The 25,340-nt window shown below is 65.6% G+C and carries 18 protein-coding genes; 4 read left to right on the top strand and 14 right to left on the bottom strand.

Annotation, left to right across the window (positions count from 1 at the left end; all coding sequences use genetic code 11):
* Positions 1-25: 25 nt before the first annotated feature.
* The 7 genes from NDK18_RS03815 to NDK18_RS03845 form a co-directional block, all read right to left on the bottom strand.
* On the bottom strand, positions 26-769 hold the full coding sequence (locus NDK18_RS03815) for an S-methyl-5'-thioinosine phosphorylase (RefSeq protein ID WP_250627134.1): 744 nt from the start codon (positions 767-769) through the stop codon (positions 26-28).
* Positions 766-1,323, bottom strand: coding sequence for a hypoxanthine-guanine phosphoribosyltransferase (locus NDK18_RS03820; protein WP_250627135.1), 558 nt, complete (start codon positions 1,321-1,323; stop codon positions 766-768). The genes NDK18_RS03815 and NDK18_RS03820 overlap by 4 nt, the downstream gene beginning before the upstream one ends.
* Positions 1,320-2,324, bottom strand: a complete 1,005-nt coding sequence (gene nagZ, locus NDK18_RS03825) for a beta-N-acetylhexosaminidase (RefSeq protein WP_250627136.1) — start codon at positions 2,322-2,324, stop codon at positions 1,320-1,322. The genes NDK18_RS03820 and nagZ overlap by 4 nt, the downstream gene beginning before the upstream one ends.
* Complete coding sequence (locus NDK18_RS03830; RefSeq protein WP_250625638.1) at positions 2,318-2,839, bottom strand: CYTH domain-containing protein; 522 nt, start codon at positions 2,837-2,839, stop codon at positions 2,318-2,320. Before NDK18_RS03830 ends, nagZ begins: the two co-directional genes overlap by 7 nt.
* Before the next feature lie 10 nt (positions 2,840-2,849).
* Positions 2,850-4,148 carry a 23S rRNA (uracil(1939)-C(5))-methyltransferase RlmD gene (gene rlmD / locus NDK18_RS03835; RefSeq protein WP_250625637.1) on the bottom strand — a complete coding sequence of 433 codons (1,299 nt, stop codon included), beginning with the start codon at positions 4,146-4,148 and terminating at the stop codon, positions 2,850-2,852.
* A 77-nt stretch (positions 4,149-4,225) separates the two neighbouring features.
* Complete coding sequence (locus NDK18_RS03840; RefSeq protein WP_250625636.1) at positions 4,226-4,822, bottom strand: DUF1318 domain-containing protein; 597 nt, start codon at positions 4,820-4,822, stop codon at positions 4,226-4,228.
* A gap of 19 nt (positions 4,823-4,841) precedes the next feature.
* Positions 4,842-6,746: a YdbH domain-containing protein gene (locus tag NDK18_RS03845; protein ID WP_250627137.1), complete on the bottom strand. Its 1,905-nt coding sequence runs from the start codon at positions 6,744-6,746 to the stop codon at positions 4,842-4,844.
* 155 nt (positions 6,747-6,901) lie between these two features.
* Between NDK18_RS03845 and NDK18_RS03850 the strand changes: the two genes are divergently transcribed.
* Positions 6,902-7,669, top strand: a complete 768-nt coding sequence (locus tag NDK18_RS03850) for a response regulator (protein WP_250625634.1) — start codon at positions 6,902-6,904, stop codon at positions 7,667-7,669.
* 56 nt (positions 7,670-7,725) lie between these two features.
* Here NDK18_RS03850 and NDK18_RS03855 read toward each other — a convergent pair whose 3' ends face one another.
* On the bottom strand, positions 7,726-12,651 hold the full coding sequence (locus NDK18_RS03855) for an NAD-glutamate dehydrogenase (RefSeq protein WP_250627138.1): 4,926 nt from the start codon (positions 12,649-12,651) through the stop codon (positions 7,726-7,728).
* A gap of 491 nt (positions 12,652-13,142) precedes the next feature.
* Here NDK18_RS03855 and NDK18_RS03860 point away from each other — a divergent pair, with 491 nt between their 5' ends.
* From NDK18_RS03860 to NDK18_RS03870, 3 genes are all read left to right on the top strand, one after another.
* A complete protein-coding gene (locus NDK18_RS03860; RefSeq protein ID WP_250625632.1) occupies positions 13,143-14,333 on the top strand; it encodes an efflux RND transporter periplasmic adaptor subunit in 1,191 nt (396 codons plus the stop codon).
* A 12-nt stretch (positions 14,334-14,345) separates the two neighbouring features.
* The gene (locus NDK18_RS03865; RefSeq protein ID WP_250625631.1) at positions 14,346-17,603 is read left to right on the top strand and encodes a multidrug efflux RND transporter permease subunit; all 3,258 of its coding nucleotides are present in this window, start codon (positions 14,346-14,348) and stop codon (positions 17,601-17,603) included.
* A 734-nt stretch (positions 17,604-18,337) separates the two neighbouring features.
* On the top strand, positions 18,338-19,225 hold the full coding sequence (locus tag NDK18_RS03870) for a LysR substrate-binding domain-containing protein (RefSeq protein WP_250627139.1): 888 nt from the start codon (positions 18,338-18,340) through the stop codon (positions 19,223-19,225).
* Here the strand turns inward: NDK18_RS03870 and NDK18_RS03875 are convergent.
* From NDK18_RS03875 to NDK18_RS03900, 6 genes are all read right to left on the bottom strand, one after another.
* Complete coding sequence (locus NDK18_RS03875) at positions 19,222-19,890, bottom strand: dienelactone hydrolase family protein (protein WP_250627140.1); 669 nt, start codon at positions 19,888-19,890, stop codon at positions 19,222-19,224. The two genes, NDK18_RS03870 and NDK18_RS03875, sit on opposite strands and share 4 nt — an antisense overlap.
* 11 nt (positions 19,891-19,901) lie before the next feature.
* Positions 19,902-21,254, bottom strand: a complete 1,353-nt coding sequence (locus NDK18_RS03880) for a carbohydrate porin (protein WP_250627141.1) — start codon at positions 21,252-21,254, stop codon at positions 19,902-19,904.
* A gap of 210 nt (positions 21,255-21,464) precedes the next feature.
* A complete protein-coding gene (locus NDK18_RS03885) occupies positions 21,465-22,223 on the bottom strand; it encodes a class II aldolase/adducin family protein (protein WP_250625627.1) in 759 nt (252 codons plus the stop codon).
* The gene (locus tag NDK18_RS03890) at positions 22,220-23,596 is read right to left on the bottom strand and encodes an MFS transporter (RefSeq protein ID WP_250627142.1); all 1,377 of its coding nucleotides are present in this window, start codon (positions 23,594-23,596) and stop codon (positions 22,220-22,222) included. Before NDK18_RS03890 ends, NDK18_RS03885 begins: the two co-directional genes overlap by 4 nt.
* A complete protein-coding gene (locus tag NDK18_RS03895) occupies positions 23,593-24,621 on the bottom strand; it encodes an amidohydrolase family protein (RefSeq protein ID WP_250625625.1) in 1,029 nt (342 codons plus the stop codon). The genes NDK18_RS03890 and NDK18_RS03895 overlap by 4 nt, the downstream gene beginning before the upstream one ends.
* The gene (locus NDK18_RS03900) at positions 24,618-25,325 is read right to left on the bottom strand and encodes a dienelactone hydrolase family protein (RefSeq protein ID WP_250625624.1); all 708 of its coding nucleotides are present in this window, start codon (positions 25,323-25,325) and stop codon (positions 24,618-24,620) included. The genes NDK18_RS03895 and NDK18_RS03900 overlap by 4 nt, the downstream gene beginning before the upstream one ends.
* Positions 25,326-25,340 lie beyond the last annotated feature (15 nt).

Here is a 25,340-nt window from a genome sequence, read left to right on the forward strand (position 1 = left end):
ACAACATGTTCTGCACGGGTGATTCCTAGGAATCGACCAGCCCGGCCAGGATCGCCGGTACCGCGGCGGTGGCCGCGGCCAGGTGGGCGAAGATTTCCTCGATGCTTATCTCGTCCTCGTCCACCACCCCGGCCGCCCAATTGGCCACCAGCGCCAGGCAGGCATATTCAAGGCCAAGTTCGCGGGCCAGCACGGCCTCGGGCATGCCTGTCATGCCCACCAGGTCGCAGCCATCGCGCCGCATACGGGCAATTTCGGCACGAGTTTCAAGCCGGGGACCCTGGGTGGCGCCGTAACAACCGCCATCGACCACGTCGATACCTGCCGCGGCAGCAGCGGCCACCAACGCCTTGCGCAGGGACGGGGTATAGGGATCGGAAAAATCGATGTGGCGAACCTCGGCACCCTCCACATCGCAAAAACTGGTCAGGCGGCCGTGGGTGTAATCGATGAGCTGGTCGGGAACGACCACGGCACGGGGCCCCATATCGTCCCGGATGCCGCCCACGGCGTTTACGCCGATCACCCGGCTGGCACCGATGGACTTGAGTGCCCAGACATTGGCGCGGTAATTCACCCTGTGCGGAGGCAGGCTATGGCTTTCCCCGTGGCGGGCTAAGAATGCCAGGCGCTTGCCGCGGAATTCGCCGACAACGATGTCACCCGATGCCTTGCCGTAGGGGGTGTCCACCGCGTGGCGCGAGGCATTGCCAAGGTCCGGGAACTGATACAGGCCACTGCCGCCGATGACGGCCAGGTCGATGCTCATGGAGAAACCTCATCGGCGAGCGCGTAAATGGCAGGCAGGTTACGAGCCTGTTCGTTCAAGTCCATGCCATAGCCGAACACGTAGCGGTCCGGTACAGCCACGCCATTGAAATCCGCTTCGATGCCTTCGGCACGACGGCCATGCAGCTTGGTGCACATCACCGCCACCAGCACCCGCTTCGCGCCCATGCGCAGGCAGGCATCGCGCACGGCCTTGAGCGTATGGCCTTCGTCGAGGATGTCGTCGACCAGCAGCACGACGCGGCCCGCCAGGGGTACGACAGGCTCGCGCAGCCAGTGAAGCTCGTGGCCGGTGGTACCGCCCCGGTACCGCGTGGCATGCACATAGTCGAATTCGAGGTCGGTCCTGATGGACAGCGCCAGTTGCGCGGCGAACACCAGCGCGCCATGCATGACGGTCAGGAAGACCGGCCGCTCGCCTGCCAGCGCCAGGTCGATCTCGCCGCCCATGCGCGCGATCTGGGCCTCGACGGTGGCACGGTCGAAGAGAATATCGGCAGTGGCCACGGCTTCGGCCAACGGGGGAATGCTCATGCTGACTCCAGGGCAGTAACACGCGCGACGAAACGGTCGCGTTGGGGATTGTCTTCCAGGCCTTCCCAGGTGGCGCCGATGGTGGCGCGCAAGCCGGCGATGGGGCTGGCGGTGTCGGCCGGGCGATCGGCCACGGCGGCGATCGCCTCGGACACGACGTCCGGGAAACAGGCCAGCACCAGGTCGCAGCCGGCATCGAGGTGGGCGTGCACGCGGTCGGCCACGCTGCCATGGACTTCGGCCGCCTTCATGCTGATGTCGTCGCCGATCACCGCACCGCGAAAACCCAGTTCAGCGCGCAGGATCGACTCGATCCACACCGGCGAGAATCCGGCGGGCCGGTGGTCCACCGCAGGGTAGGTTACGTGCGCCACCATCACCGCCTCCGCGTGGGCTTCGATCGCCTCGACGAAGGGTGCCATGTCGGCCATGTCCAATTCGCTACGACTACGCGGATCCGTGGCCGCCGCCAGGTGGGTGTCCGCCGCCACCGAGCCGTGGCCCGGGAAGTGCTTGAGCACCGCCGCCATGCCGGCCAGGTGCATGCCGCGCACATAGGCCTGGCCCAGCTCACCCACCACGGCCGGGTCCGCATGGAAGGCGCGATTGCCGATGGCGGCGCTGCCACGGGCAAGGTCGAGCACGGGGGCGAAGCTGAAATCGATACCGGTGGCGCGCAGCTCGCTTGCCATCACCCAGGCGTGCTCCTCGGCCAGGCGCACGGCCTCGGCCGGGTCGCGGTCGTAAGCCAGGCCAAGCGTGGACAGCGGCGGCAGCCGGGTAAAGCCTTCGCGCAACCGCTGCACGCGGCCGCCCTCCTGGTCGACGCAGACCAGCATGTCCTCACCGCCAGCCTCGCGGATGGCATCGACCAGCGCGATCACTTCGTCACGGCTGCCGGTATTGCGTGCAAAGAGGATCACGCCGCTGACGTTCGGCGCGCGCAACCATGCTTTCTCCTCGTCCGAAAGCGTCGTGCCGGCAACGCCGATGATCAACATGTGGCGGCCTCGCCCGAGCGTTCGGTATCGGTCCACTGGGTGAAGGGATGGTCGACCAGGAATACGTTGTAATAGCGTTTCTCGTCGCTGACTTCGCGGCCGAGCCACGACGGGCGGGGAATGTCTTGGCCTGCGTGGTCCAGTTCGACTTCCGCTACCACCAGCCCGTGGTTGGCGCCGGCAAATTCATCAATCTCGAACATGGTGCCCTCGACGTGGACGTGATGGCGGGTTTTCTCCACCTTGCCATCGCAAAGCGTATCGAGCATGTCGCGGGCATCGGCCAGGGGAACTAAGTATTCGAATTCGTCGCGCTCGATGCCGCGCACGGACGACTTGATGTTGAGCCACGCCTGGTTTCCGGCGATGCGCACGCGCACCGACGCGCGTGCATGCCCGGCCATCAGCGCGGCCACGCCCATCAGATAACCCTGCGCCATTGGCACGCTCGACTCGATGCGTTCGCGCCAGCCTTCGCCTGTAAGGAGAAACTTGCGTTCGATTTCCTTGCCCATGGAAAGCCTTCTAGCGTTCGAAGAGCGCGATCGATTCGACGTGCGCGGTATGCGGAAACATGTCCATCACGCCGGCGCTGGAAAGCCGGAAGCCATGCTGGTTGACCAGGATGCCGGCATCGCGGGCGAGCGATCCGGGATGGCACGACACGTACACCACCCGCCGCGTCGACGCGCGCGGGAGATACTCAAGCACCTTGTCCGCGCCGGCGCGGGGCGGATCCAGCAGGACGGTGTCGTAGTCGGCCTGGGCCCAGGCGGTGGCACGTTGGTCTTCGAAGAGATTGGCTACTTCAAATCGCGCATTGCCGATGCCATTGCGCGTGGCATTGGCCGCGGCGCGCTGCACCAGGCCATGCTCGCCCTCCACGCCAGTCACCTGTGCCACGTGGCGGGCGATGGGCAGGGTGAAGTTGCCCAGGCCGCAGAAGAGGTCCAGTACGCGGTGGTGTGGCTCCGGAGCCATCAACTCGAGCGTGCGTTCGATCATCCGGCGGTTCATGCCGGCGTTGACCTGGACGAAGTCGAGCGGCTCGAATGCCATGTCCACGTCCTGCCCGGGAATGCCGAACGACAGCTGGTGCCCTTCCGGCCACAAGGCATGCACGCTGCTGACGCCCGACGGCTGCAGGTAGATGGCGAAACCGTGTTCCTTGGCGAAAGCCACCAGGGCATCGCGGTCGCGCTCGGACAACGGGGAGAGGTGCCGGAACACCAGGGCGACGTCCGCATCGCCGGCGGCGAATTCGATCTGCGCGATATGGCGCGCGGCATCCATGCCCGACACCAGTTCCGCCAGCAGGCCGACCTTCGGGCCCAGGGCCGGATGGATCACCTCGCAGCGCTGGATGTCGGCGACGAAGCGCGGATTGGATTCCTCGCGAAAACCCACCAGCACGCGTTCCTTCTTCGCCACATGGCGCACCGACAAGCGACCCTTGCGGCGGTAGCCCCAGGCCTCGTCGGTGAGCGGCGACAGCCATTGCGCAGGTTCCACCTTGCCGATGCGCTGGAAGTTGTCGGCCAGCACCTGCTGCTTCATCGCGATCTGCGCGGCCGGCTGCATGTGCTGCAGGCTGCACCCGCTGCAGGCGGCGACATGGATGCAACGCGGTTCCGTGCGCTCAGGTGAGCGGGTGATGATTTCGGCAACTTCAGCTTCGTCGTAATTGCGGTGGCGCTTGCGCATGCGCAGGCGCACCGTTTCGCCGGCAAGGGCGCCGGCGACGAAGACGGCCTTGCCGTCGATGCGGGCAACGCCACGGCCATCGTGGCCGACGTTGACGATGGTGGTTTCGAACTCGGTCATTGCTTCTTCAATACGGGCCCCGGCATCTGGAAACCAGCGGCCGGAAGGCTAAGAGGGACTAAGGAAACGGGCGACGGCTATTTTCGGTGCCATTGACCCGCGGCATCACGATAATACCAGCCAGCGGGAGCACGCTCGATCCAGCCCCGGGCGAAGGTGGCACGCACCTGCCCTTCCCATTCGGGATGGCCGTTGGCATTGGCTACTTCCCGGTACAACGCGGCGCGGTCGCGGTTGTCCTCGACGACCCAGGCGCTGGCCTGGGCGCGCTGTGCCAGCGCAATGGCATTGGCATCGCGTACGGCCAGGTCGCCATCGGCGGAAAGGCCCACGCCGCCGCTGTCCAGCAAGGCCTTCAGGCCGTCACGCAGACGGCCCTTCATGCGATCGCCGATGGCCTGGGTGGTGGCCGTCTGCACGCGGATATCGGGGGTGTCGGCGGCATAGGCTGCCGGGATCAGCAGGTCCAGCACGCTCGCTGACGGCTGCACGGGTTTTTTGTCCGTGGCGGGCGCGGGCTGCTTTGGCGGAGCCTGCGTGTCTTCCAGGACATTGCCGATGAACTGGTCGGCAGCCTTCTGCGCGGCCGCCTCGGGAAAGTACACGTTGATGGTGACGCAGCCAGCCACGGCCATGATTATGGCCAGGATGGCGCCGGTGAACGTTCTGCGCATGCGCTTTGCTCCGGTGGGATCAGTCGATGACCGGGCCGCCACCGTGGATGGCCGCCTGCAGCCGCCGTACCAGGGTGGGCCAGTCCACTTGCGACTGGTGGCCGACGATGGTCAGGCGCGGCAGGCCGCTGCCCTCGACGATAGTGTAGCCCTCTGCCGCTGGCCGACCATCGGCCAGGCCCGTCATGCGGCAGACATCGCCGCGCAGTTCGCAGCCCAGCCCCAGGCGGCGGTAGCTGAAGCTCCGGAAGAGCTTCATCACCTTGCCTTGCAATCCGCCAGCGGCCACGCCGCCGCCGACAGACGTGAGGTTGTCCACCGCGCGCTGGCTTATCTTGCCCCCGGTGTCGGCGTGCAGTTGCGCGGTAAACGCAGCGGGCTGCCAGCCGACCATGCGCAGGCCACCGACGTTGCCGTCCATGCGCCCGGTGATGTTGCCGAAGTCGAACACGCCAGTGACCAGGGCGAGGTCGAGCTGGCGCAGGGCGACATCCGCGGTAAGCACCGGCGTGCTGCCAAACGGCTGCTGCAAGGTCAGTTGGGTGACGTCGACGAATCCATCGAACACATTGATCGAAAGGCCGCCGGCAAGCTCCAGGCGGTCGCCGTCGTAACGCAACGATGGCGCTGCGCCGGCCAGCGTGCCGTGGAATTCTGGCCAGCCCAGCGCGCGGGAAAGCGCGGCCATGTCGACCTGCGTAAGTACCAGCGACGCGGTGGTCGGCTTGCCCGGCTGCCAGGTTGCCTCACGAACCGACAGTGTGCCGTCCAGCACCGGCACCTGCAGTGGCCGTGTCAGCCCCAGTACGCCGTGGTCGCTCTGCCAATGACCTACGGCTGCGCCGTTGGGAATGCGCCAGACATCGAGCGACGACCAGCCCAGGGTGGTCGCCGGACGCGTCTGCCCGGCGGCCCAGTCCAGGCCCCCGCGCAGGCCTTTCGCGCCGAGTTGGCCACCGGCCAGGGCGACGTCCATGTGCTGGGTATCGAAGCGGAACGAGCGCAATCCCGACGGAGCCAATGACAGCGCTCCCTGCATGGAACCTGCGATGCTGATCGCCGGGACGCCCAGCCAGGCGCTCAGGCCCTTTCCATAACGATCATAGGCCGCGGGGAAATGCGCCTGGATATCATCAAGTTGCAGGCCCATGGCCTTGCCTGGGCCGAAGCTGGCCGAACCGTCCAGCGTCAACGCATCCGGGTCCACCAGGTGCAGCCGGCGCAACTGGGTACTGCCGGCAGCCTGCTCCAGGTCCGCCGACAACATCACCGGATGGCCGGGTAGTTCAGCGTAGAGGTCGCCAAGCAACAGCTTGCCGCCACGAAGACTGCCATCCAGGCCCAGGCGCGTGGCACGGCCGGTGGTATCCACGCTGATGCGGCTGTTGGCGGCAAGGTTGTCCGCAGCCAGGCGGCCGCCGGGTGCGTCGAAATCGATGCCTGCCACGTCAAACTGGCCGGCCGCCTGCAGGCCATCGTCGCGCAGGTCCACGGCAAGGCTCGCATTGATGCTGCCCGCCTTCGGCTGCACGGCCGAGGCGGCAAGCGCCCCCTTCAGCCATGCCGCCGGAAGGCTTTCCAGGTCGATCTGCAGGTGCGTGGGCTGGTCCAGTGGCATCGCCAGGGCACCGCGCGCGGCACCCTGGGCAATCGTCGCCTGCAGCGTATTGGCGGCCTCGTCCCACTGGACCCTCAGGCGCGCGTCGCCCAGGGCACCACCGGGAGCACGGGCGAGCTTCAGGGACGTATCGAGCACCAGCCGGCCGGCCGCATCGCGTTGGAAACTGCCTTCGCAGGCCAGGGGAAGCTTCCGCCAGCCCAGCGCGGGAATCGTGGCCTCCTGGCTTTGCACATGCACGCGGAGGCCTCCGCCGGGCTCGTTTTCAGCCCACACTGACAGGCCGGCCAGGTCGATTCCGGGCACGCTTAGGTGGTCCGCCGCCAGTTGGATGCCTGCCATAGCTGGCATCGGACACCCCACAAGCATTACAAAGACCATCCAATTGAGAATTCGCGCGATTGATCCAGGCCTCATGTCCACCCATTCTGCCAAAGCCAGCTGAACGATACGGATCGTTGATGCTCAAGACGCAAACCGCCACATCGGCGCGTGCGCAGCCCCAGCAAGGGTTGCGGGTGCTGGTGGCCGACGACGACCCCACCACGCTCGACTTCTGCCGTGCAGCGCTCGAGGCGCTGCATTGCCACGTCACCGCGTGCATCAGCCACTCCGAAGCGGTACGCCAGGCCACGACCCGTCGCTTCGACCTCCTGCTGCTCGATTGCCGCATGCCCGGCGGCGGCGCAGCCAGCATCATGCATGCGTTGCTGCACCATCCCCATGCGGCTTCCGCCCGGTCGCCAGCAATCGCCACCACGGCGGGTGCGGATGCCGCCACGCGGCAGCACATGCGTCAACTGGGCTTCGTCGAATTGCTCGGTAAGCCCTTCGAGGTGGCGCAGCTGCGCGCCCTGCTCAACCGTTTCGGCCGCTCCCCGGCACTGATCCTGGACGATGCCGAAGCCATTGCCAGCAGTGGCGATGCAACGATCACTCGCGCGCTGCGCGGGCTCCTGCGCGATGAACTGGCCCAGCTGGCGCAGGAATTCGACACCCTGGTGCTGGACATCGACGCCTTCGGCGACCTGCTGCACCGGTTGCGCTCGGCCTGCGGTTTTTGCGGCGCCATGCAACTGCAGCACCTGACGATCGACCTGCAACGGACGATCCGTGCCGGGCACATACCCGCCCGGGACGACCTCGAAGCCTTCCACCGCACCCTGATGGCAACGATCGCCGCACTGAAGCTCGACGGCCACGAGCAGGGTCCCCCGGCTGCCGCCTGAAGAACCGATAACGATGTCCTGGCACGGGGCATGCCGTGCCAGGACATCGCTGGCCATCAGGCCAAGGGGACCTGTGCCAGCTGGGCCAGGCGCCGCACCGCTACCGAGGCGATGGGATAGTCGGCATTCTGGCTGAGGATCTCGGCCAGCATGCTGCGGGTGTAGCGCAGCGTTGCATCGTCGCGGTCGAGCCACGCCTGCACGGCGTTCTCGCCAGGCCGTGTGGCGCCCAATGCCAGCACCTGCACCGCCAGGGCGCGATGCTGGGTGTTGAGTTCGTCCAGCAGCGAGCCGCGTGCCTGCGCGTGCCAATGGCCATCCACCGGCAGCGCCTCGATCTGACCGCGCAGCCACTCCAGGTCGAGTGCTTCACCCAGCTGATAGAACACGCGGGCCACGGCATCGATCGGCTGCCCGCTCTGCTGGGCAACCTCCACCATGTCGAAAGCGGCGCGAAGCACGGGCACCCGGGCCATGCGCAGGGCGAGCGCCTCGGGGAAGCCCATGCCAGCCCACTTCTCCTGGCTGGAGGAGAAATCCCCGCGGCCGGTGTTGGTAAGGACCCCGGGCATGGCCTGGCGCAACGCCAGCACCGATGCCTGGTAACGCTCCACGTTGGCAGCGATGTCCAGTGTGCCGCCGGGGCGGTTGAGCAACCAGCGCGTCAGGTGCCGCAGCAGCGACCAGATCTGCAGGATGGCGTCGATCTGGGTGTCTTCGGCCACCTGGCTGTCCAGCGCCTCGATCTCGCTCCAGAGGGTACGCACGTCCAGGATCTCGCGGGCCGCGGTATAGGCCTTGGCGATCGCCGCCGGGCCCTGGCCGGTATCTTCCTGCATGCGCATCATGAAGGTCGCGCCCATGCGGTTGATGGTGGAGTTGGTCACCGCGGTGGCGATGATCTCCCGCTTCAGGCGGTGGCGCTGCATGTGCTGGGCATATTTCTGGTGCAAAGGCTCCGGGAAATAGCGCACCAGCTCGCGCGAAAGGTAGGGATCTTCCGGGACATCCGAATCGAGCAACTGCTGGAACAGGCGGATCTTGTCGTACGACAGCAGCACGGAGAGTTCAGGGCGCGTCATGCCCTGCCCGCGCGTCTTGCGCTCGACGAGCTCCGCATCGGACGGCAGCGATTCGACGCCGCGGTCGAGGGTGCCCTCGGCCTCAAGCGTGCGGATGAAATGAGCCATCGATCCAAGGCGGCGCACCGACTGGTGCTCCATCACGGTGATGGCCTGGTTCTGTCGGTAGTTGTCCCACAGGACGAGCTTGCCGACCTCGTCGGTCATCGCCGCCAGCTGCTGGTTGCGTCCCTCGAAGGTCAGCTCCCCGCGCTGCACGGCATCGTTGAGCAGGATCTTGATGTTTACCTCGTGATCGGAGGTATCAACGCCGGCGGAGTTGTCGATGAAGTCGGTGTTGAGCAGCACGCCCGATTGCCCGGCCTCGATGCGGCCCTTCTGGGTCATGCCCAGGTTGCCGCCCTCGCCGACGATCTTGCAGTGCAGTTCGTTGCCGTTCACGCGCAACGCGTTGTTGGCACGGTCGCCCACTTCCTGGTGGGTCTCGCTGCTTGCCTTGACGTAGGTACCGATGCCGCCATTCCACAAGAGGTCCACCGGTGCCTTCAGGATCGCGCTCAAGAGGTCCACCGGCGCCATGTGCGCGGCATCGCCCTTGATACCCAGCACCGCGCGCACCTGCGGCGACACCGGTACCGACTTGGCGTTGCGCGGGAACACGCCGCCGCCCTCGGAGATCAGCGACTTGTCGTAGTCGTCCCACGAGGAACGCGGCAAGGCGAACAGGCGCTCGCGCTCTACGAAGGAACGTTCTGCATCGGGATTGGGATCCAGGAAGATGTGGCGATGATCGAAGGCAGCCAGCAGGCGGATGCGCCGTGAAAGCAGCATGCCGTTGCCGAACACATCGCCGGACATGTCGCCCACGCCGACGGTGGTGAAATCCTCCGACTGGCAGTCGCGCCCGAGCGAGCGGAAGTGGCGCTTGACCGATTCCCACGCACCCTTGGCGGTGATGCCCATGCCCTTGTGGTCGTAGCCGTTGGAACCACCGGAGGCGAAGGCGTCGTCAAGCCAGAAGCCGTGTTCGGTGGAGATGGCGTTGGCGATGTCCGAAAACGTCGCCGTGCCCTTGTCGGCGGCGACCACCAGGTACGGATCGTCCGCATCGTGGCGTACCACGTCGTGCGGCGGCACCAGCTTGCCTTCGACCAGGTTGTCGGTGATATCGAGCAGGCCGCTGATGAACATGCGATAGCAGGCAATGCCTTCGGCAAGCTGCGCGTCACGGTCGCCGCCCACGGGCGGACGCTTGACCACGAAACCGCCCTTCGAACCCACCGGCACGATCACCGTGTTCTTCACCATCTGCGCCTTGACCAGACCCAGCACCTCGGTGCGGAAATCCTCGCGGCGATCGGACCAGCGCAACCCGCCGCGGGCGACCGGCCCGAATCGCAGGTGGATGCCTTCCACGCGCGGAGCGTAGACGAAGATCTCGCGATAGGGCACGGGCTTGGCAAGGTCCGGCACCTGGTGCGAGTCGAACTTGAACGACAGGTACGGGCGGAAGGCGCCATCGAACTGCTGGAAGAAGCTGGTGCGGATCGTGGCGTGGATGAGCGCCACGAAGCTGCGCAGGATGCGGTCTTCATCCAGGCTCGAGACATTCTCAAGCAGCATCCCCACCACTTCCTCCACCGCGGCGAATTGTTCGTCGCGCGGTGAGCCAAGCGAATCCACCAGGCGATCGATCGGACCCGGCTGCATGGCGGAGGCGGATTCAGGCAACAGCACCTGCATCTCGGTGGTAAGGGTGGCCGCGGCGCGCGCGCGTTCATCGGGGCCAAGCGTGGTGCGCTGCGGATCGAACTTGGCGTTGAACAGCTCCACCAGCAGGCCCGCGATGGCCGGATGGCCATTGAGGGCGTCCTCCATGTAAGCCTGCGAGAAGGTCACTCCCGTCTGCAGGAGGTATTTGCAGTAACTGCGCAGCACCGCCACCTGGCGCCAGCCGAGCTTGGCACCCAGCACAAGCCGGTTGAAGCCGTCGTTCTCGGCGTTGCCGCGCCAGATCTGCTCGAAGGCGTCTTCGAACAGCGCGCCCACCTGGGCCACGTCGAAGGCAAGCGCGCCCACCGGCTGCACTTCGAAATCCTGGATGAAGAGCGGCGCATCGCCCACGCGCACTTCGTACATGTGCTCGGTTAGCACGCGAAGGCCGAGGTTTTCCAGCAACGGCAGCACTTCGGACAAGGCGATATCCGAACCGCTGCGGTAGATCTTGAAGCGCAGTTCCTCCGGCCGTGCGGCCGGGTGATAGAACGACATGCTGATGGCGTCCGGGCCCTTCAGGCCCGACAGCGCGCGCACGTCGGCCGCGGCAACCGGGGCCGCCACTTCGTCGACGTAGCCTGCGGGCAACGCCCGGCCATAGCGGTTGGCCAGCACGATGCCCGGCTGCTCGCCAAGGTCCGCCACCAGGCGGTCGCGCAGGTCGTCGTGCCAGTTGCGCGCGATCGCTGCAATGGTGGTTTCCAGCGCCGTGGTGTCGTACACCGGGTGGTCACCGATGCGCGGGCGCACCACCACGTGCAGGCGCACCAGCGCCGCCTCGCCCATCAATACGGCCGAATCCACGTGCTCGCCATGCATGGCATCGCGCAAGGTCGCTTCGATGCGCTCGCGCACGGCGGTATTGAAGCGCTCGCGCGGGATGTACACCAGGCAGGAGAAGAACCGGCCGTAGCTGTCGCGGCGAATGAACAGGCGCGTGCGCGCCCGCTGCTGCAGCTCCAGGATGCCCGAGGCCAGCGCAAACAGTTCGTCGGCCGAGCACTGGAACAGTTCCTCGCGCGGCAAGGTGTCCAGGATGTGCCGGAGCGACTTGCCAGAGTAGGAGTCTTTCTTCAGGCCCGAGCGGTCCATCACCGCATCGCATTTGCGCCGCACCAGCGGCACCTGCTTCGGACGCGCCATATAGGCGTTGGACGAGAACATCCCAAGGAACCGCTGCTCGGCCACCGGCCGGCCCTGGGCATCGAATTTCAGCACGCCCACGTAGTCCATGTAGCCGGGGCGGTGAATCGGCGAGCGGGCATTGGTCTTGGTCAGGATGATCGCGTCGGTGGAACCGGACTGCGGCAGCTCGCTGGCAACGAGCGAGCGCAGCGAGCGCGGGGCCAGCGAGCGGTCAGCGGCACGCAGGATGCCAAGCCCCGAGCCCTCCACCGAACGGAGCACTTCGTCGTCGGCGGTCTTCACCACCTCGTATTCGCGATAGCCCAGGAAGGTGAAGTGATCTTCGGTAAGCCAGCGCATGAACTGCGTGGCCTCGTCCACTTCGTCGGCCGACAGGGGCAATGCACGGTGTGGAAGGTCCTCGGCGACGGCCAACGCCTTCTGGCCCATGGCCTGCCAGTCGTCCACGGCCTCACGCACGTCGGCCAGGGCGATGTCCAGTTCCTTGCGGACGGTTTCCAGGCTTTCACCATCCAGGCGGTCGATCTCCAGGCGCATGAACGATTCGCCCGATGCGCCATCGGCGCCGAGCGCGGCGATGCTGCCATCGGCGGTGCGGGTCACCGGCACCACCGGATGGATCAGGGCGTGGATGGCGGCATGGTTGGCCGCCACCATGCTGGCGGTGTCGACCAGGAAGGGCATGTCGTCGTTGACGATCTCGATGATCGTGCGGCTGCCACTGGCACCGGGGTTGAACACCCGCACCAGGGCCTGCCCCGGCGATCGCTTCGCGGCAAAGGCCAGGAATTCGCCGATCAGCGCGGCCCAGCGCTCAGGGGTATGCAGGCCCAGGTCCGACTGGGCGATACGGGAAAAGAACAGGCCGATGAAGAACCGCGCCTGGTCCGCCGTGAGCTGCGACTTGCCTTGCTTGCTGAATTCCTCGATCACGAGGGCTGGGAAGCTGCCGTCCTCGGCTGCGCGAATCGCGTTCATGAGCTGGCTGTCGCCTTGATGGGGGAAGGGAAAGTTATCCGGCGAAGCATACCGCCGAGACTGATGACAAGGCCACTTCTTGTGTTCCCGCAATGCGGCATTTTCAGCTTGCTTTCATGACATATCGCACCGCGTCGGCGACGCTCACGGGGTACCGGGGAACACCGCCGATGCCACCGCAAGCTTGTGCATCGCGCCAACGGGGTTGGAAATAGGCTCCCTATAGCATTGACTCTTCACGTCAATAGTTTTTAAACTGAGCGGTACAGTGAATCGGTACCCCGTCTGCCCGGTGGCGCAGGCGCCCGATCCATGCCCTTCCCGATATCGACAGGCATTGCCCCGAACCATCGCCAATTCTCGCCGGAAGGGCCATCCGGCACAGGACGACACGGCTTGTCTTGCGATAACTGTTATATGAGCGCGCCTGCCCCCTACCCCAGAGGGCGGATGTGGAAGAACAACCGCACAAGAAAATGAACGGAGTCCCCATGAAGCCCCTGCCCCTGCGCACATCTTTGTTGTGCTTCGGCCTCATCGCGCTTTCTGCCTGCGGCAAGAAGCAGGAAGCGCCCAAGGCACCGCCCACTCCCGAAGTTGGCGTGGTTCAGGCCCAGCTTTCTTCCGCTCCGCTCGTGCAGAACCAGGTCGGACGCCTTTCGGCGTTCCGTACCGCCGATGTGCGCGCACGCGTGCCGGGCATCCTGCAAAAGCGCGTCTATAACGAAGGCTCCGACGTCAAGGCCGGCCAGGTGCTCTTCCTTATCGATCCGGCCCCGCTTCAGGCGGAACTGGACCAGTCGCAGGCGAACCTCGCCTCGGCCCAGGCCACCGCGCTGAACAACAAGGCCGCCGCCGACCGCGCCCGCGGCCTGATCGGCAAGAACTACGTGTCGCGTTCGGACCTGGACACCGCCGTGGCCAACGAGCGCACCGCCAACGCCGCGGTGAAGCAGGCCCAGGCGGCCGTGCAGACCGCCCGCATCAACCTGAGCTACACCAAGGTCGAATCGCCCATCGACGGCCGGGCCAGCCAGCAGCAGGTGACTGAAGGCGCGCTCGTGGGCCAGGGTGATACCACCTTGCTGACCACGGTCGACCAGGTCGATCCGCTCTATGTGAACTTCACCGTGAGCATCGGCGACCTCGCCACCATGCGCCGCGCCGCCGCCACCGGCGGTGTCACCCTGCGCGACCAGGACAAGGCCACTGTCACCATCACCCTGCCCGACGGCGGCCTCTATGACGAGAAGGGCACGCTCGACTTCTCCGATACCCAGGTGAACCCCAGCACCGGCGCGGTGAGCCTGCGCGCGGTCATTCCCAACAAGGACCGCACCCTGCTGCCGGGCACCTATGTGACGATCGCCGCGGACCTGGGCGAACAGAACAAGGTGTTCCTGATCCCGCAAGCCGCCGTGGTACGTGACACCAAGGGTGCCTACGTGATGACGGTCGGCGGCGACGGCAAGGTGGTCCGCAAGAACATCACCGCAGCGAACACCAGCGGTGGCAACTGGATCGTCACCAACGGCCTGGCCACCGGCGACCAGGTCATCGTCTCTGGCCTGCAGACCGTCAAGGAAGGTGGCCAGGCAAAGGCCTCGCCTTACCAGCCAAGCGAACCCAGCCCGTTGCAGCGCCAGACGGCTGCGTCCACTGGCCAGGCCGGCAAGCAGTAAAGGGGACACGACATGCCGAGTTTCTTCATCGATCGCCCTGTATTCGCATGGGTGATCGCCATCCTCATATCCCTGGTGGGCACGATTTCGTTGCTCAACATGGGTGTGGAGTCGTATCCCAACATCGCCCCGCCGCAGGTGACGGTCAACGCCACCTATCCGGGTGCGTCGGCGGACACCACGGAAAAGACGGTCACCCAGGTGATCGAGCAGCAGCTGACGGGTATCGACCACCTTCTGTATTTCTCCTCGTCGTCCAGCTCCGCAGGCACGGCGTCGATCACGCTGACCTTCCAGACCGGTACCGATCCTGACATCGCGCAGGTGCAGGTGCAGAACAAGGTCTCGCTGGCCACGCCCCGTCTGCCGACGGAAGTCACCCAGCAGGGTGTGGTGGTGGCGAAGTCGAATCCCGACTTCCTGATGTTCCTGGCGCTGACCTCCGACAACCCGGACATCGACAACGCCCGCCTGAACGACATCGTCGCCGCGCAGGTCAACGAGCAGGTGGGCCGTATTTCGGGCGTAGGTTCCACCCGCCAGATCGGCGCCGAATACGCGATGCGTGTCTGGCTCAACCCCGACAAGCTGCAGGGCTATGGCCTTTCCGCAAGCCAGGTGCAGCAGGCCATCGCCAACCAGAACGTGCAGTTCGCCGCCGGCGCCCTGGGTTCGGATCCGGCCAGCGATGGCCAGGGCTTCAGCGCCACCGTGTCGGCCGAGGGGCGGTTCTCAAGCCCCGAGCAGTTCGGCCAGATCATCCTGCGCGCCAACCCCGACGGCACCTCGGTCAAGCTTAGCGACGTTGCCAAGATCAACTTCGGCGGCCAGACCTACGGCCTGGGCTCCACGCTCGATGGCAAGCCTTCAGGCGCGCTGGGCGTGCAGCTGTTGCCCGGCGCCAACGCGCTGGATGTTGCCACCGCGGTACGCGGCAAGATGGCCGAACTTGCCAAGAGCTTCCCGCCGGGCGTGACCTGGCAGGCACCGTACGATTCCACGCCGTTCGTGCGCATCTCGATCAAGGAAGTGATCGAGACGCTGATCATCGCCATCGTGCTGGTGTTCGGCGTGATGCTGCTGTTCCTGCAGAACATCCGCGCCACCATCATCCCCACGCTGGTGATCCCAGTGGCATTGCTGGGCACCTTCGCAGGCCTCCTGGCGCTGGGTTTCACCATCAACCAGCTCACGCTGTTCGGCATGGTGCTGGCGATCGGCATCGTGGTGGACGACGCGATCGTGGTGATCGAGAACGTCGAACGCATCATGACGGAAGAAAACCTTCCGCCAAGGGAAGCCACGCGCAAGGCCATGGGCCAGATCACCGGCGCGGTGGTAGCGATCACCGTGGTGCTGGCCGCTGTGTTCGTGCCTTCCGCCTTCCAGGCCGGTGCCTCGGGCGTGATCTACAAGCAGTTCGCGCTCACCATCGCCGTGTCGATGGGTTTCTCCGCCTTCCTGGCGCTGTCCTTCACGCCAGCGCTGTGCGCCTCGATCCTCAAGCCTACACACGAGCACAAGAAGAACTTCGTCTATCGCGGCTTCAACGTCGGCTTCGACAAGGTCAACAAGATCTACCGGGGCCACATCGGTGGCGCGGTACGCAGTGCGCCGTTGTGGATGGTTGTGTTCCTGGTGATCTGCGTGCTGTGCGGCTGGCTGTTCAGCCGCCTGCCGACCAGCTTCGTGCCCAGCGAAGACCAGGGTTTCGCCCTGGCCATCGTCTCGCTGCCGCCCGGTGCCTCGCTGCAGCGCACGCAGAACGTGATGGGACAGATCCGCGAGAAGCTGCACGGCAACCCCAATGTCGACCGCATCTTCCAGATCTCCGGCTTCAGCTTCGTCGGTTCGGGTGAAAACACCGGCATGGCGTTCATCCGCCTGAAGGATTGGGACGACCGAAAAACCACCGCGGATGAATTCATCCAGCAGGCCAACGGCATCCTGCATGGTATCCGCGACGCGCAGATCTTCGTGGTGAACCTGCCAACCATCCGCGGCCTGTCGCAGTTCGGCGGTATCGACATGTGGCTGCAGGCCCGCGCCGGCCAAAGCCGTGACGAACTCACCGCGGCGCGCAATACCGTGCTTGGGGCTGCCTCGCAGGATCCGAACATGGTGGCCGTGCGTCCGAACACGCTCGAAGACGCGCCGCAGATCCAGCTGACCGTCGATCGCACCCAGGCGCAGTCGATGGGCCTGTCGGTCAGCGATGTCTATACCGCCATCCAGCTCACGCTGGCGCCGGTGTACATCAACGACTTCTCCTATGCCGGCCGCGTCAAGCGCGTGCTGATGCAGGCAGACACCCCCTACCGCATGGGCCCGGATGCCTTCGGCCACATCTTCACGCCGAGCACCCTGACCACCACCACGTCCACGGGCTCCACCCAGGCGACGCCGCAGATGGTGCCGCTGTCGAACGTGGTGTCGGCGAAGTGGCAGATGGCCTCCCCCGCCCTTAGCCGCTACAACGGTTACTCGGCGGTGGAAATCGTCGGCAGCGAAGCCCCGGGCCATTCCACCGGCCAGGCCATGAACGCGCTGTCGGGCATCGTGGATTCGAAGCTTCCGCCAACCTTCGGTTACGACTGGACGGGCCAGTCCTATCAGGAAATCCTCTCGGGCAACTCGGCAACATTGCTCATGATCCTGTCGATCCTGATTGTGTTCCTGTGCCTTGCCGCGCTGTACGAGAGCTGGTCGATCCCGGTGTCGGTGCTGCTGGTGGTCCCCCTAGGCATGCTGGGCACGGTGGTGTTCTCCATGCTCCGCAGCATGCCCAACGACATCTACTTCAAGATCGGCCTGATCACGGTGATCGGCCTGGCAGCGAAGAACGCGATCCTGATCATCGAGTTCGCGGTAGAGCAGCAGGCCCAGGGCAAGACCTTGCGCCAGGCAACCATCGAAGCCTCGCACCTGCGACTCCGCCCGATCCTGATGACCTCCATCGCCTTCATCCTGGGTGTGTTCCCGCTGTTCGTCTCGTCCGGTGCCGGCGCCAATTCCCGCCACTCCATCGGCACAGGCGTGATCGGCGGCATGCTGTTCGCCACCTTCCTGGGCCTGCTGCTGATCCCGGTGTTCTACGTCAGCGTACGCCGCCTGCTGGGCGACAAGCTCGACGAGGTATCGCACAAGCTGCCCCATTCCCGCGACCACACGGAGCACGGCGAAGGCGACCACGACGGCAAGGGCCCGAACGATCCGCACGCGCCGAACGTGGGCGACACCAGCCACCTGGACCCCGGCCCCCGAGGCTAAAGTCCACGCGAGACCCTCCGACCCCGGCTTACGCCGGGGTCTTTTTTTTGCTCGGCGTTGCCGCGGCGCTCGGGCGTGGTTGCAGGAGCCGGGGGCGGCGACCCTCGTCGCTCCGGTTGCACCGGCGCTTGGGAGAAGAGGCCGCTGCGCGGCTGTGTTTGATGGCTGCGCCCCGGCGCGCTCGCGCTGCGGGCGGGGGTTTTCGAGGCGGCCTGCGGCCTTCGCGAAAACGGCCGACCGAGGTCGTCCCCCTGCGGGCCATTTCCGCCCGCAGCGCTCGGTTCCACAAGTCGCTGACGAGGGTAGCCGCCCCCGGCTCCGGACACGTCCGAGACGGCGTGCGGGGAGAGCATGCCAAATGCCAGGCAGCGCTGCCTGGGCTTTCCCATCGCAAACCTCAGGCTCGGGAGAGCCGGCGGGGCTTAGCGGCGGCGCTCCGTGCGAAGGCGAAGGGCTTCGGTCGGATCAGGCCCGCCAGGGGGCCGGCCATGGATGGCCGGCCGTTTTCGCTGAGCCATGGATGGCGAATCGAAAACCCCCGGCCGAAGCCCGTCCCGATGGGGGCGCAGCCTTAAGACACCGCCGCGTAGCGGCCTCCTTTCCCCGAGGGTCGCCGCAGCCAGGAGCACCGCCGCTAAGCCCTGCCGGCTCTCCCCGCCCTGATGCAGCGCGTCAAGGCTGTTGCGGCTGCTGGCGATATTCTTTGTGGCAGACCTGTGCTGGCCATTTCATTCATGCGATCGCTGCCTCCGCTCAATCCGTTGCTTGCCTTTGAGGCGGCATCGCGCCATTTGAGTTTTACTCGCGCGGCGCGCGAGTTGAGTGTTACGCAGGGTGCCATCAGTCACCAGATTGCTACGCTGGAGGAGTACTTTGGCGCGCGATTGTTTGAGCGGCGCAGCAATCAGTTGGTGCTTACGCCTGCGGCGCAGGCTTATGCGCAGGCCCTGCAGGGGGCGTTCGAGGAGATGCGGCGGGCGACGTCCGCCTTTTATGCGTCGGCGTCCATTCGCTCTACGCTTACCATCAAGGGTTATCCCCTGTTGCTCAGTCGGTGGCTGACGCCGCGACTTCCTGCCTTCAGTCGCCAGTATCCCGATATCGATGTGCGCCTGATGTCGGTGTCGGGCGCGAGCCTGGTGGACTTCGAGAACCAGGGCATCGATGTGGGCATTCGCTATGGCAGCGGTCGCTGGCGTGGCCTTACCAGCCACCTGTTGTTCGCCGACGAGCTGGTGCCGGTGTGTACGAAGGAGCTTGCCCAGAATCTGTCGCTGCACGATGCGCCCTCGCTTGCCGGCCAGGTGTTGCTGCAGACGCATGCGCGTGCACGCGACTGGCCTGACTGGTTTGCCTGCGCGGGCGTCGACGATGCGCAGGCCTTGCGCAAGCTGATGTCGTTCGAGGACCTGGGAATCGTCCACCGCTTCGCCATCGAGGGCAGCGGCATTGCCATCCTGCAGAAGGCCTACGTGGACGACGACGTCCGCGAGGGGCGCCTGGTGGTGCCCTGCGGACCGGTGCTGCGGCGCGAGCTGGGCTATCACCTGGTAACGCCCAGCGACCAGCGGCGCGAGGCCAAGGTGCAGGAATTCTCCGACTGGCTGCTGGCGACGATCTAGCCGGCAAGGTGCCTGTCGAAGAAGGCGAGCGTGCGCGCCTGGGCCAGTTCGTAGGCCGCCTGGTTGAAGGTGGGACGCTCCTCGCAGCCGAAGCCATGGTGCGCTCCGGGATACAGGAAGGTTTCCACCTGTGGCTGCGCAGCGCGGATGGCGGCCACGTCATCCATCGAGATGGAATGATCTACTTCGCCGAAATGCAGCTGCACGGGAATGCGCGGTGTTTCATCGCGATCCGCGGCGATGCCGCCGCCATACCAGGCCACGGAGGCAGCGAAGCGGTCGCTGCGGGTCGCGCCCCACCAGGCCACGCGACCACCCCAGCAGTAGCCGATGATGCCCACCCTGGGTGCATCGAGTACTGCGCGCGCGGCTTCGACGTCGAGCTCCGGGCCACCGGACGGCAGCCGTGCGCGTAACTGGAACCCATGCTCCAGGTCGTCCTTGCCGTAGCCAAGGTCAAGGTCGCGTTCCACACGGTCCATCAGCGCGGGACAAACCACGGCCACGCCGGCCTTGGCGAACTGGGCACAGGCGTAGCGCATGTGCCCATTCACACCGAAGATCTCCATGCCCACCACCAGATGCATGCGCGGATGCGCCGGCCCGTCGCGCCACGCCTTCAGGCGATGCCCGTCGGCGGCAGTCAGTTCGATCCACTCGGCCATGGTTTGCTCCTTTAGAACTTGAAGGCGATGGCGCCGCCGATGACGGTGGCGTTTGGATATTTTGCCGCGCTGAACACGCCCGGATGAATCAGGTACTGCACATCGGGCGTGATGAACATCCACGGCGTGAGCTGGATCTTGTACGACAGGTCGATGTAGCGCTCGGCGCCGATGTAGCCGAAGCTGGGCCGGCGCTCGATCTGCGCTTCCAGCTTGCGATGGTTGAGGTTCGATTTAGCCCAGCCCAGGCTCAGCACATCGTCGGGCCGGCTGGCGAATGGGCCCTGGAAAACGAAACCGGCCGAGTTGTAGCTCTCGATGATCGAACTGCTGGCGTTCGCCTGGGTCAGGTTGAGGAACAGCACCAGCCCGCGCCTGGCATCGGGGCCGATGCCGTACACCATCTGGTCCACGGCCAGCCAGCCACTGTCGCGGCCGGTGTGCATGATCTTGGGGTTCACCACGTCCGGCGCCTCGCTGGTGTCGTAGTAGGCGCCGATCTTGTAGTGGCCCACCAGGCCCTGCTCGCCCAGCGATGCATTCCACCCGAGCTCGGATAAGTAGATCTCACCCGTCCGACCCTCACGCGATAGCCTGAAGCCCTGCTTCTCGTCGGTGAATCGCGTGGGATTGACGTCGAACACGCCTACCTTCAGGTACACATCCTTGGTAATGAAACCGGTGACGCGTGCGCCAAGCTGTGCGCCCGGGGGGTTCTGGAAACCGCTGGTATCGGCCGCCAGCGAATTGGGATGTCCGCAAAATCCCTGGTTGAGGAAACTGCACAGGATCGCCGTGTAGTCGAACTCCGCCGCGGCGGGAAACCAGCCCAGCTGGTAGCTCAAGCGCCCCTGGTAGAAGTTCTGCCGGAAGCTCATGTTGGCGAGGCGGAAATTCTCGCCTTCGCCGTAGTTGCTGTCGATGGTGACGCGCACGCCGGCAAGCGTTGAAGCGTTGGCGCCATAACGGTCGGATACGGCGAAGGTGAAGATGCCATTGTCGATATCGACGAGCTTGTGCATGTCGAAATTGGCACCGAGCAGGATCTGGTTATTGGTCTCGGTGCCACGCTTCACGCCACCGTGCACGATGTCGGCCGTCTGTACCTGATAGCTGGAAAAGATATCCACGCCCTCGCGGGTAAGCTGCGTGCGTGCACCACCCCAGTCGCCGGTCATGCCTGGCTGGTGCAGCCAGTCCATGGTTGGCGTGGGCGTGGGCGGATCCTGATCCAACTTCGCTTGTGCCGATGTGTCCTGCGCGTACGCCCCGGGCGCGGCGAACGCCAACAGCATGGGCCATGCACGCGCAAGTGCGCGCATCGCCGGCCATCGACGGGGTTTGCTGCTGTTCGATTGTTGCATGGCCATCCCTCCCGGATGAAAAGGTCATCGGTCGCTTGGCGTGCCTCGTGTCCCTGTCACTTGCCGGTCGTCCTTCATGCCTGGACCGTCGATGGGAGGTGTGCCAATCGTGTTTTCTTGTGCGCGGGCAAGCCGGCCCCGTGCCGCGTCGCGCGCGGTTCTCGTCGTCGTTGCGTGGTGATTTGGGCGCGGCCTTTCGCGGCCGCGATGCTAGCTGCCGTTCATGGCCGCCAGCGCCTGTTCGGACTTGCGTTCGTAATAGCCCCACAACAGCCGGAGCAATCGCGGATTGAAGGTGCCGCGTGCACAGTCGGCGGCTTCTTCGGGCTTGAGTTCCAGCGCGCCACCAAGCACTTCGGCTTCCACCTGCTTGCGCGAATTTTCCTCGAAAAAGGTGCTGCGGAAGAAGGCGATCTCGGCCGACTCGCCCACCACCACGCTGCCGTGCCCGCGTTGTTGCACCACCGCGTGCTTGCCCAATGCCGCCGACAGCGACGCGGCCTGGGCATCGGTCACCACCAGGCGCGGATCGTCCCAGGTGGGCACGCCCGTATGCAGGAAGGCGCCGTGCAGGAACACCGGCTTCACTTCGCGCCCAGCGATGCCCAGCAAGGTGGAGTGCTCGCCGTGCAGGTGGGTCACGCTCATGACTTCGGGGCGGTCGCGATGGATCTGCGTATGGATGCGCCACTCCAGCGGCACCTCGCCACCGGGATGCTCCAGGATCTCGCCGTCGATGTGGAAGACGAATACGTCCTCCGGCTGCACCATGGCCTTCTCCGACCCCGCACCCGGGCTCAGCAACACCCGATCGGTGCCGGGCACGCGGATCGACACATGACCGAACATGCCGATGGAACCCTGCAGGTTCAGCATGCGGCACATCACGGCGGTCTTGCGGCGAAGCTCGGCCTCCGATTCGACGGGAGTGGCGGTGGTGGCATCGGCCATGGATCGGTCCTCGGTCATCGTGAAAATTCCGGCGCGGTCGCGGCGGTCTCGTGCAAGCGCAGGCCACGGAACCGCCGGTAGCAGAAATAAAGCAGGGCGAATGCACCCATGGCACCGATCGCCAACGGCACCAGCGGCGCCAGGAAAAGCTTCGGCAGGGGTGTGTGCCGGGCGATCAATGCACCACCAGCCACGGGCCCGAGCGTGGAGGCAATGCGACCCACGGCGCTCGCCCAGCCGGCGCCCTTGGAACGAATGGTGGTGGGGTAGATCATGCCGGTGACCGCGTTCATGCCCAGCTGGCTGCCCAATACGCAGGCTCCGGTGAGGAACACCGCGAAGGTAAGCGCCACATGCGACAGGCCGGGCGTGCCGATGGATGCCACCACAGGGCAGCCGAGCAGGAAATAACCGGCAATGGCGACGATCCCCCAGCGGTCGATCATGCGGCTGATGGCAAGGCCACCCACGATGCCGCCGACGTAGTAGGCAGCCTGGGTCACCGCCGTCTGGTTGGCGGTAAGGCCCTCGGCGCGGAACAGGGTGGGCATCCAGCTGTTGACGAAGAAGTTCACCACCAGCGCCGCAGAGAACAGCAGCCACACCAGCACGGTGATCCAGGCCAGGCCATCAGCGAACAGCAACGCGGGCGAGAACGTGTTGGCACCGTCGCGCGGCGCGGTCATCACCAGCCGGGTTTCAGGGGTGATGGCAAGGTCGGGCCGAAGTGCCGCGGCCAGTCGCGTGGCTTCCGGGCCACCGCCCTTCTTCGCCACCAGAAATTTGATCGACTCGGGCAACAGGAAGTACAGCGCCACCGCCAGCAGCAGCGGCGCCACGCCACCGACGACGAAGAAGGCCTGCCAACCGAAGCGGGACAAGGTAGTGGCCACCACGGAGGGAAGGATGCCGCCCACCGCCAGGCCCATGAACATGATGATGATCAGCGTGGCACGAAGCCGACGCGGCGCGAACTCCGCATTGAGCGCCACCGTGTTGGGCAGCAGGCCGCCCAGTCCAACGCCCAGGACGAAGCGCAGCAACAGCATCACGGTGAGGTTGGGCGCGAACACGGTGGCGAGGCTAAACAAGCCATACACCACGGTAGACACGATGATCGCCACGCGCCGCCCATAGCGGTCGCCCACGTAACCAAGCAAGGGCCCGCCCAGGGCCATGCCCACCAGTCCCGCGCTGAACACGGGGCCAAGATCTGCAGGCGGGAAATGCCATGCGCGGATCAGTTCCGGTGCGGCATAGGACATGGCGGCAAGATCGAAGCCGTCGGCGCACTGCACCAGCAGCGACAGCACCACGATGCGGATCACCAGCGAGCCGATCTTCTGGCCGTCGACCAGCTCATCAAGGGAAACGACACCCGGCATCTTCATGCCGTCACCGCCGTGCCTGCGGGCGCCGCCTGGTCGAGGAAATGCCAGACGTTGCCGGCGATGATCGCCTGCGTGGCCTCCGGGGGCAGCGCGGCCGCTCGCACGGCCTGCACCGGGTCATCGTCGCCCAGGCCAAAGGGATAGTCGCTACCCATCAGCACGCGATCGCTACCGTGCTTGTCCACCACCAGGCGCAGGCTATCGCCGTCGAAGGTGAGCGCATCGACGTAGATCATCCGCGCGTAATGGCTTGGGCGGTGCGGCGTGTTCACGCGCATCTCCGGCCGCACCTCGTGCCCCTTGTCCACGCGGCCGAGGATCAGCGGGAAGGCACCGCCGGCGTGGGCGAAACAGATGCGCAGGCGGGGCAACCGCTCCAGCACGCCACCCACGATCAGGCGCGTCATCGCCAGCCCCGTCTCCAGCGGATTACCCACGATATTCGGCAGGTAATATGCATTGAGCCGGTCGCCGCCCACCAGCGGTTGCATCGGGTGCACGAAGACGGCCATCCCAAGGTCGTCGCACGCCTGGAAGAACGGGAACAGCGCAGGATCATCCAGGTCGCGTCCCGCCGGACAGCTGCCGATCTGCACGGCACGGATCTTCAGCACTTCGCGCAGGTGTGCAAGCTCGTCGATGGCCAGCGACACATCCTGCAAGGGCACCGTGCCCATGCCGGCGAAACGGTCCGGACGCGAGGCCACCAGCGATGCGATGTGCTCGTTGAGGTACCGCGCCACCGCCTGTCCCGCCGCGGGCGGCGACCAGTAGCAACTGAGCATCGGGATCGGGGAAATCACCTGCAACTGCACGCCCGTGCGATCCATGTCCTGCAGCCGGCGCTCGAGCGACCAGAAGCGGCTGTCGAGCTTCATGATGGCGTTCTCGCCCATCATCAGCGCCGCCTTGCCATCCTCGTCCACTGGCTGCAGGCGAGGCCAGCGCCCGGCGCCATACTGCCCCGCCCAGTCAGGCAAGCTTCCCGGCGGCGGGATGATATGGGTGTGGAAGTCGACGTTCATCGCTGCATGTCCTGTGTGTCCGCGACTTGTCCGGCCGCCATGTGGCTGACCAGGAAGGCAAGCGATCGCTCCCTGGCCAAAGCGGCAGCGACAGGCTCGTAGAAACGGCGGTCGTTGCAGCTGAAGCCATGCTCAGTGCCGGGGTACATGTAAATGGTCAACGCTGGCTGTGCGAGACGAATCTTCTCCACGTCCGTGAGCGGGATGTACTCATCGTGTTCGGCAAAATGCAGAAGCACCGGTGCCCGCGGCGTTTCCGTGGCATGCGCGGCAATCTGCGCACCGTAGTAACCCACGGCGCAGGCAACTCCTTGCAAGCGGGCAGCGGCAAGATAAGCCAGGGAGCCGCCCCAGCAATAACCAAGCGTTGCCACCGGTCCGTGCGCCAGCACGGCATCAATCGCCGCCTGTACATCCAGCATGGTCTGGTCCATCACCAGCCGCGCGCGCAGCTGCCTGCCCTTGTTCATGCCGGCTTCGTCGTAGCCCAGTTCCACGCCGCGTTCGACACGGTCGAAGATGGCCGGTGCGATCACGTGGTAGCCATCGCCCGCGTATTGCCTGGCCATGTCGCGGATATGCGCATTCACTCCGAAGAACTCCTGCAGCATCACCAGCGCGCCGCGTCGGGTGCCTTCGGGCGCGGCAACGAAGGCGGAGAGGTCATGGCCGTCGCTGGCGGTGATCTGGATGGTCTGGCCCATGGGCGTGACTCCGTG

Source organism: Pinirhizobacter soli, from assembly GCF_015905305.1.
GTDB lineage: Bacteria > Pseudomonadota > Gammaproteobacteria > Xanthomonadales > Rhodanobacteraceae > Pinirhizobacter > Pinirhizobacter soli.

Bases quoted from the DNA above. Each gene is read 5' to 3' on its own strand.
- NDK18_RS03815 (WP_250627134.1), bottom strand. From the start codon at position 769: ATGAGCATCGACCTGGCCGTCATCGGCGGCAGTGGCCTGTATCAGTTC.
- NDK18_RS03820 (WP_250627135.1), bottom strand. From the start codon at position 1,323: ATGAGCATTCCCCCGTTGGCCGAAGCCGTGGCCACTGCCGATATTCTC.
- nagZ (WP_250627136.1), bottom strand. From the start codon at position 2,324: ATGTTGATCATCGGCGTTGCCGGCACGACGCTTTCGGACGAGGAGAAA.
- NDK18_RS03830 (WP_250625638.1), bottom strand. From the start codon at position 2,839: ATGGGCAAGGAAATCGAACGCAAGTTTCTCCTTACAGGCGAAGGCTGG.
- rlmD (WP_250625637.1), bottom strand. From the start codon at position 4,148: ATGACCGAGTTCGAAACCACCATCGTCAACGTCGGCCACGATGGCCGT.
- NDK18_RS03840 (WP_250625636.1), bottom strand. From the start codon at position 4,822: ATGCGCAGAACGTTCACCGGCGCCATCCTGGCCATAATCATGGCCGTG.
- NDK18_RS03850 (WP_250625634.1), top strand. From the start codon at position 6,902: ATGCTCAAGACGCAAACCGCCACATCGGCGCGTGCGCAGCCCCAGCAA.
- NDK18_RS03855 (WP_250627138.1), bottom strand. From the start codon at position 12,651: ATGAACGCGATTCGCGCAGCCGAGGACGGCAGCTTCCCAGCCCTCGTG.
- NDK18_RS03860 (WP_250625632.1), top strand. From the start codon at position 13,143: ATGAAGCCCCTGCCCCTGCGCACATCTTTGTTGTGCTTCGGCCTCATC.
- NDK18_RS03865 (WP_250625631.1), top strand. From the start codon at position 14,346: ATGCCGAGTTTCTTCATCGATCGCCCTGTATTCGCATGGGTGATCGCC.
- NDK18_RS03870 (WP_250627139.1), top strand. From the start codon at position 18,338: ATGCGATCGCTGCCTCCGCTCAATCCGTTGCTTGCCTTTGAGGCGGCA.
- NDK18_RS03875 (WP_250627140.1), bottom strand. From the start codon at position 19,890: ATGGCCGAGTGGATCGAACTGACTGCCGCCGACGGGCATCGCCTGAAG.
- NDK18_RS03880 (WP_250627141.1), bottom strand. From the start codon at position 21,254: ATGCAACAATCGAACAGCAGCAAACCCCGTCGATGGCCGGCGATGCGC.
- NDK18_RS03885 (WP_250625627.1), bottom strand. From the start codon at position 22,223: ATGACCGAGGACCGATCCATGGCCGATGCCACCACCGCCACTCCCGTC.
- NDK18_RS03890 (WP_250627142.1), bottom strand. From the start codon at position 23,596: ATGAAGATGCCGGGTGTCGTTTCCCTTGATGAGCTGGTCGACGGCCAG.
- NDK18_RS03895 (WP_250625625.1), bottom strand. From the start codon at position 24,621: ATGAACGTCGACTTCCACACCCATATCATCCCGCCGCCGGGAAGCTTG.
- NDK18_RS03900 (WP_250625624.1), bottom strand. From the start codon at position 25,325: ATGGGCCAGACCATCCAGATCACCGCCAGCGACGGCCATGACCTCTCC.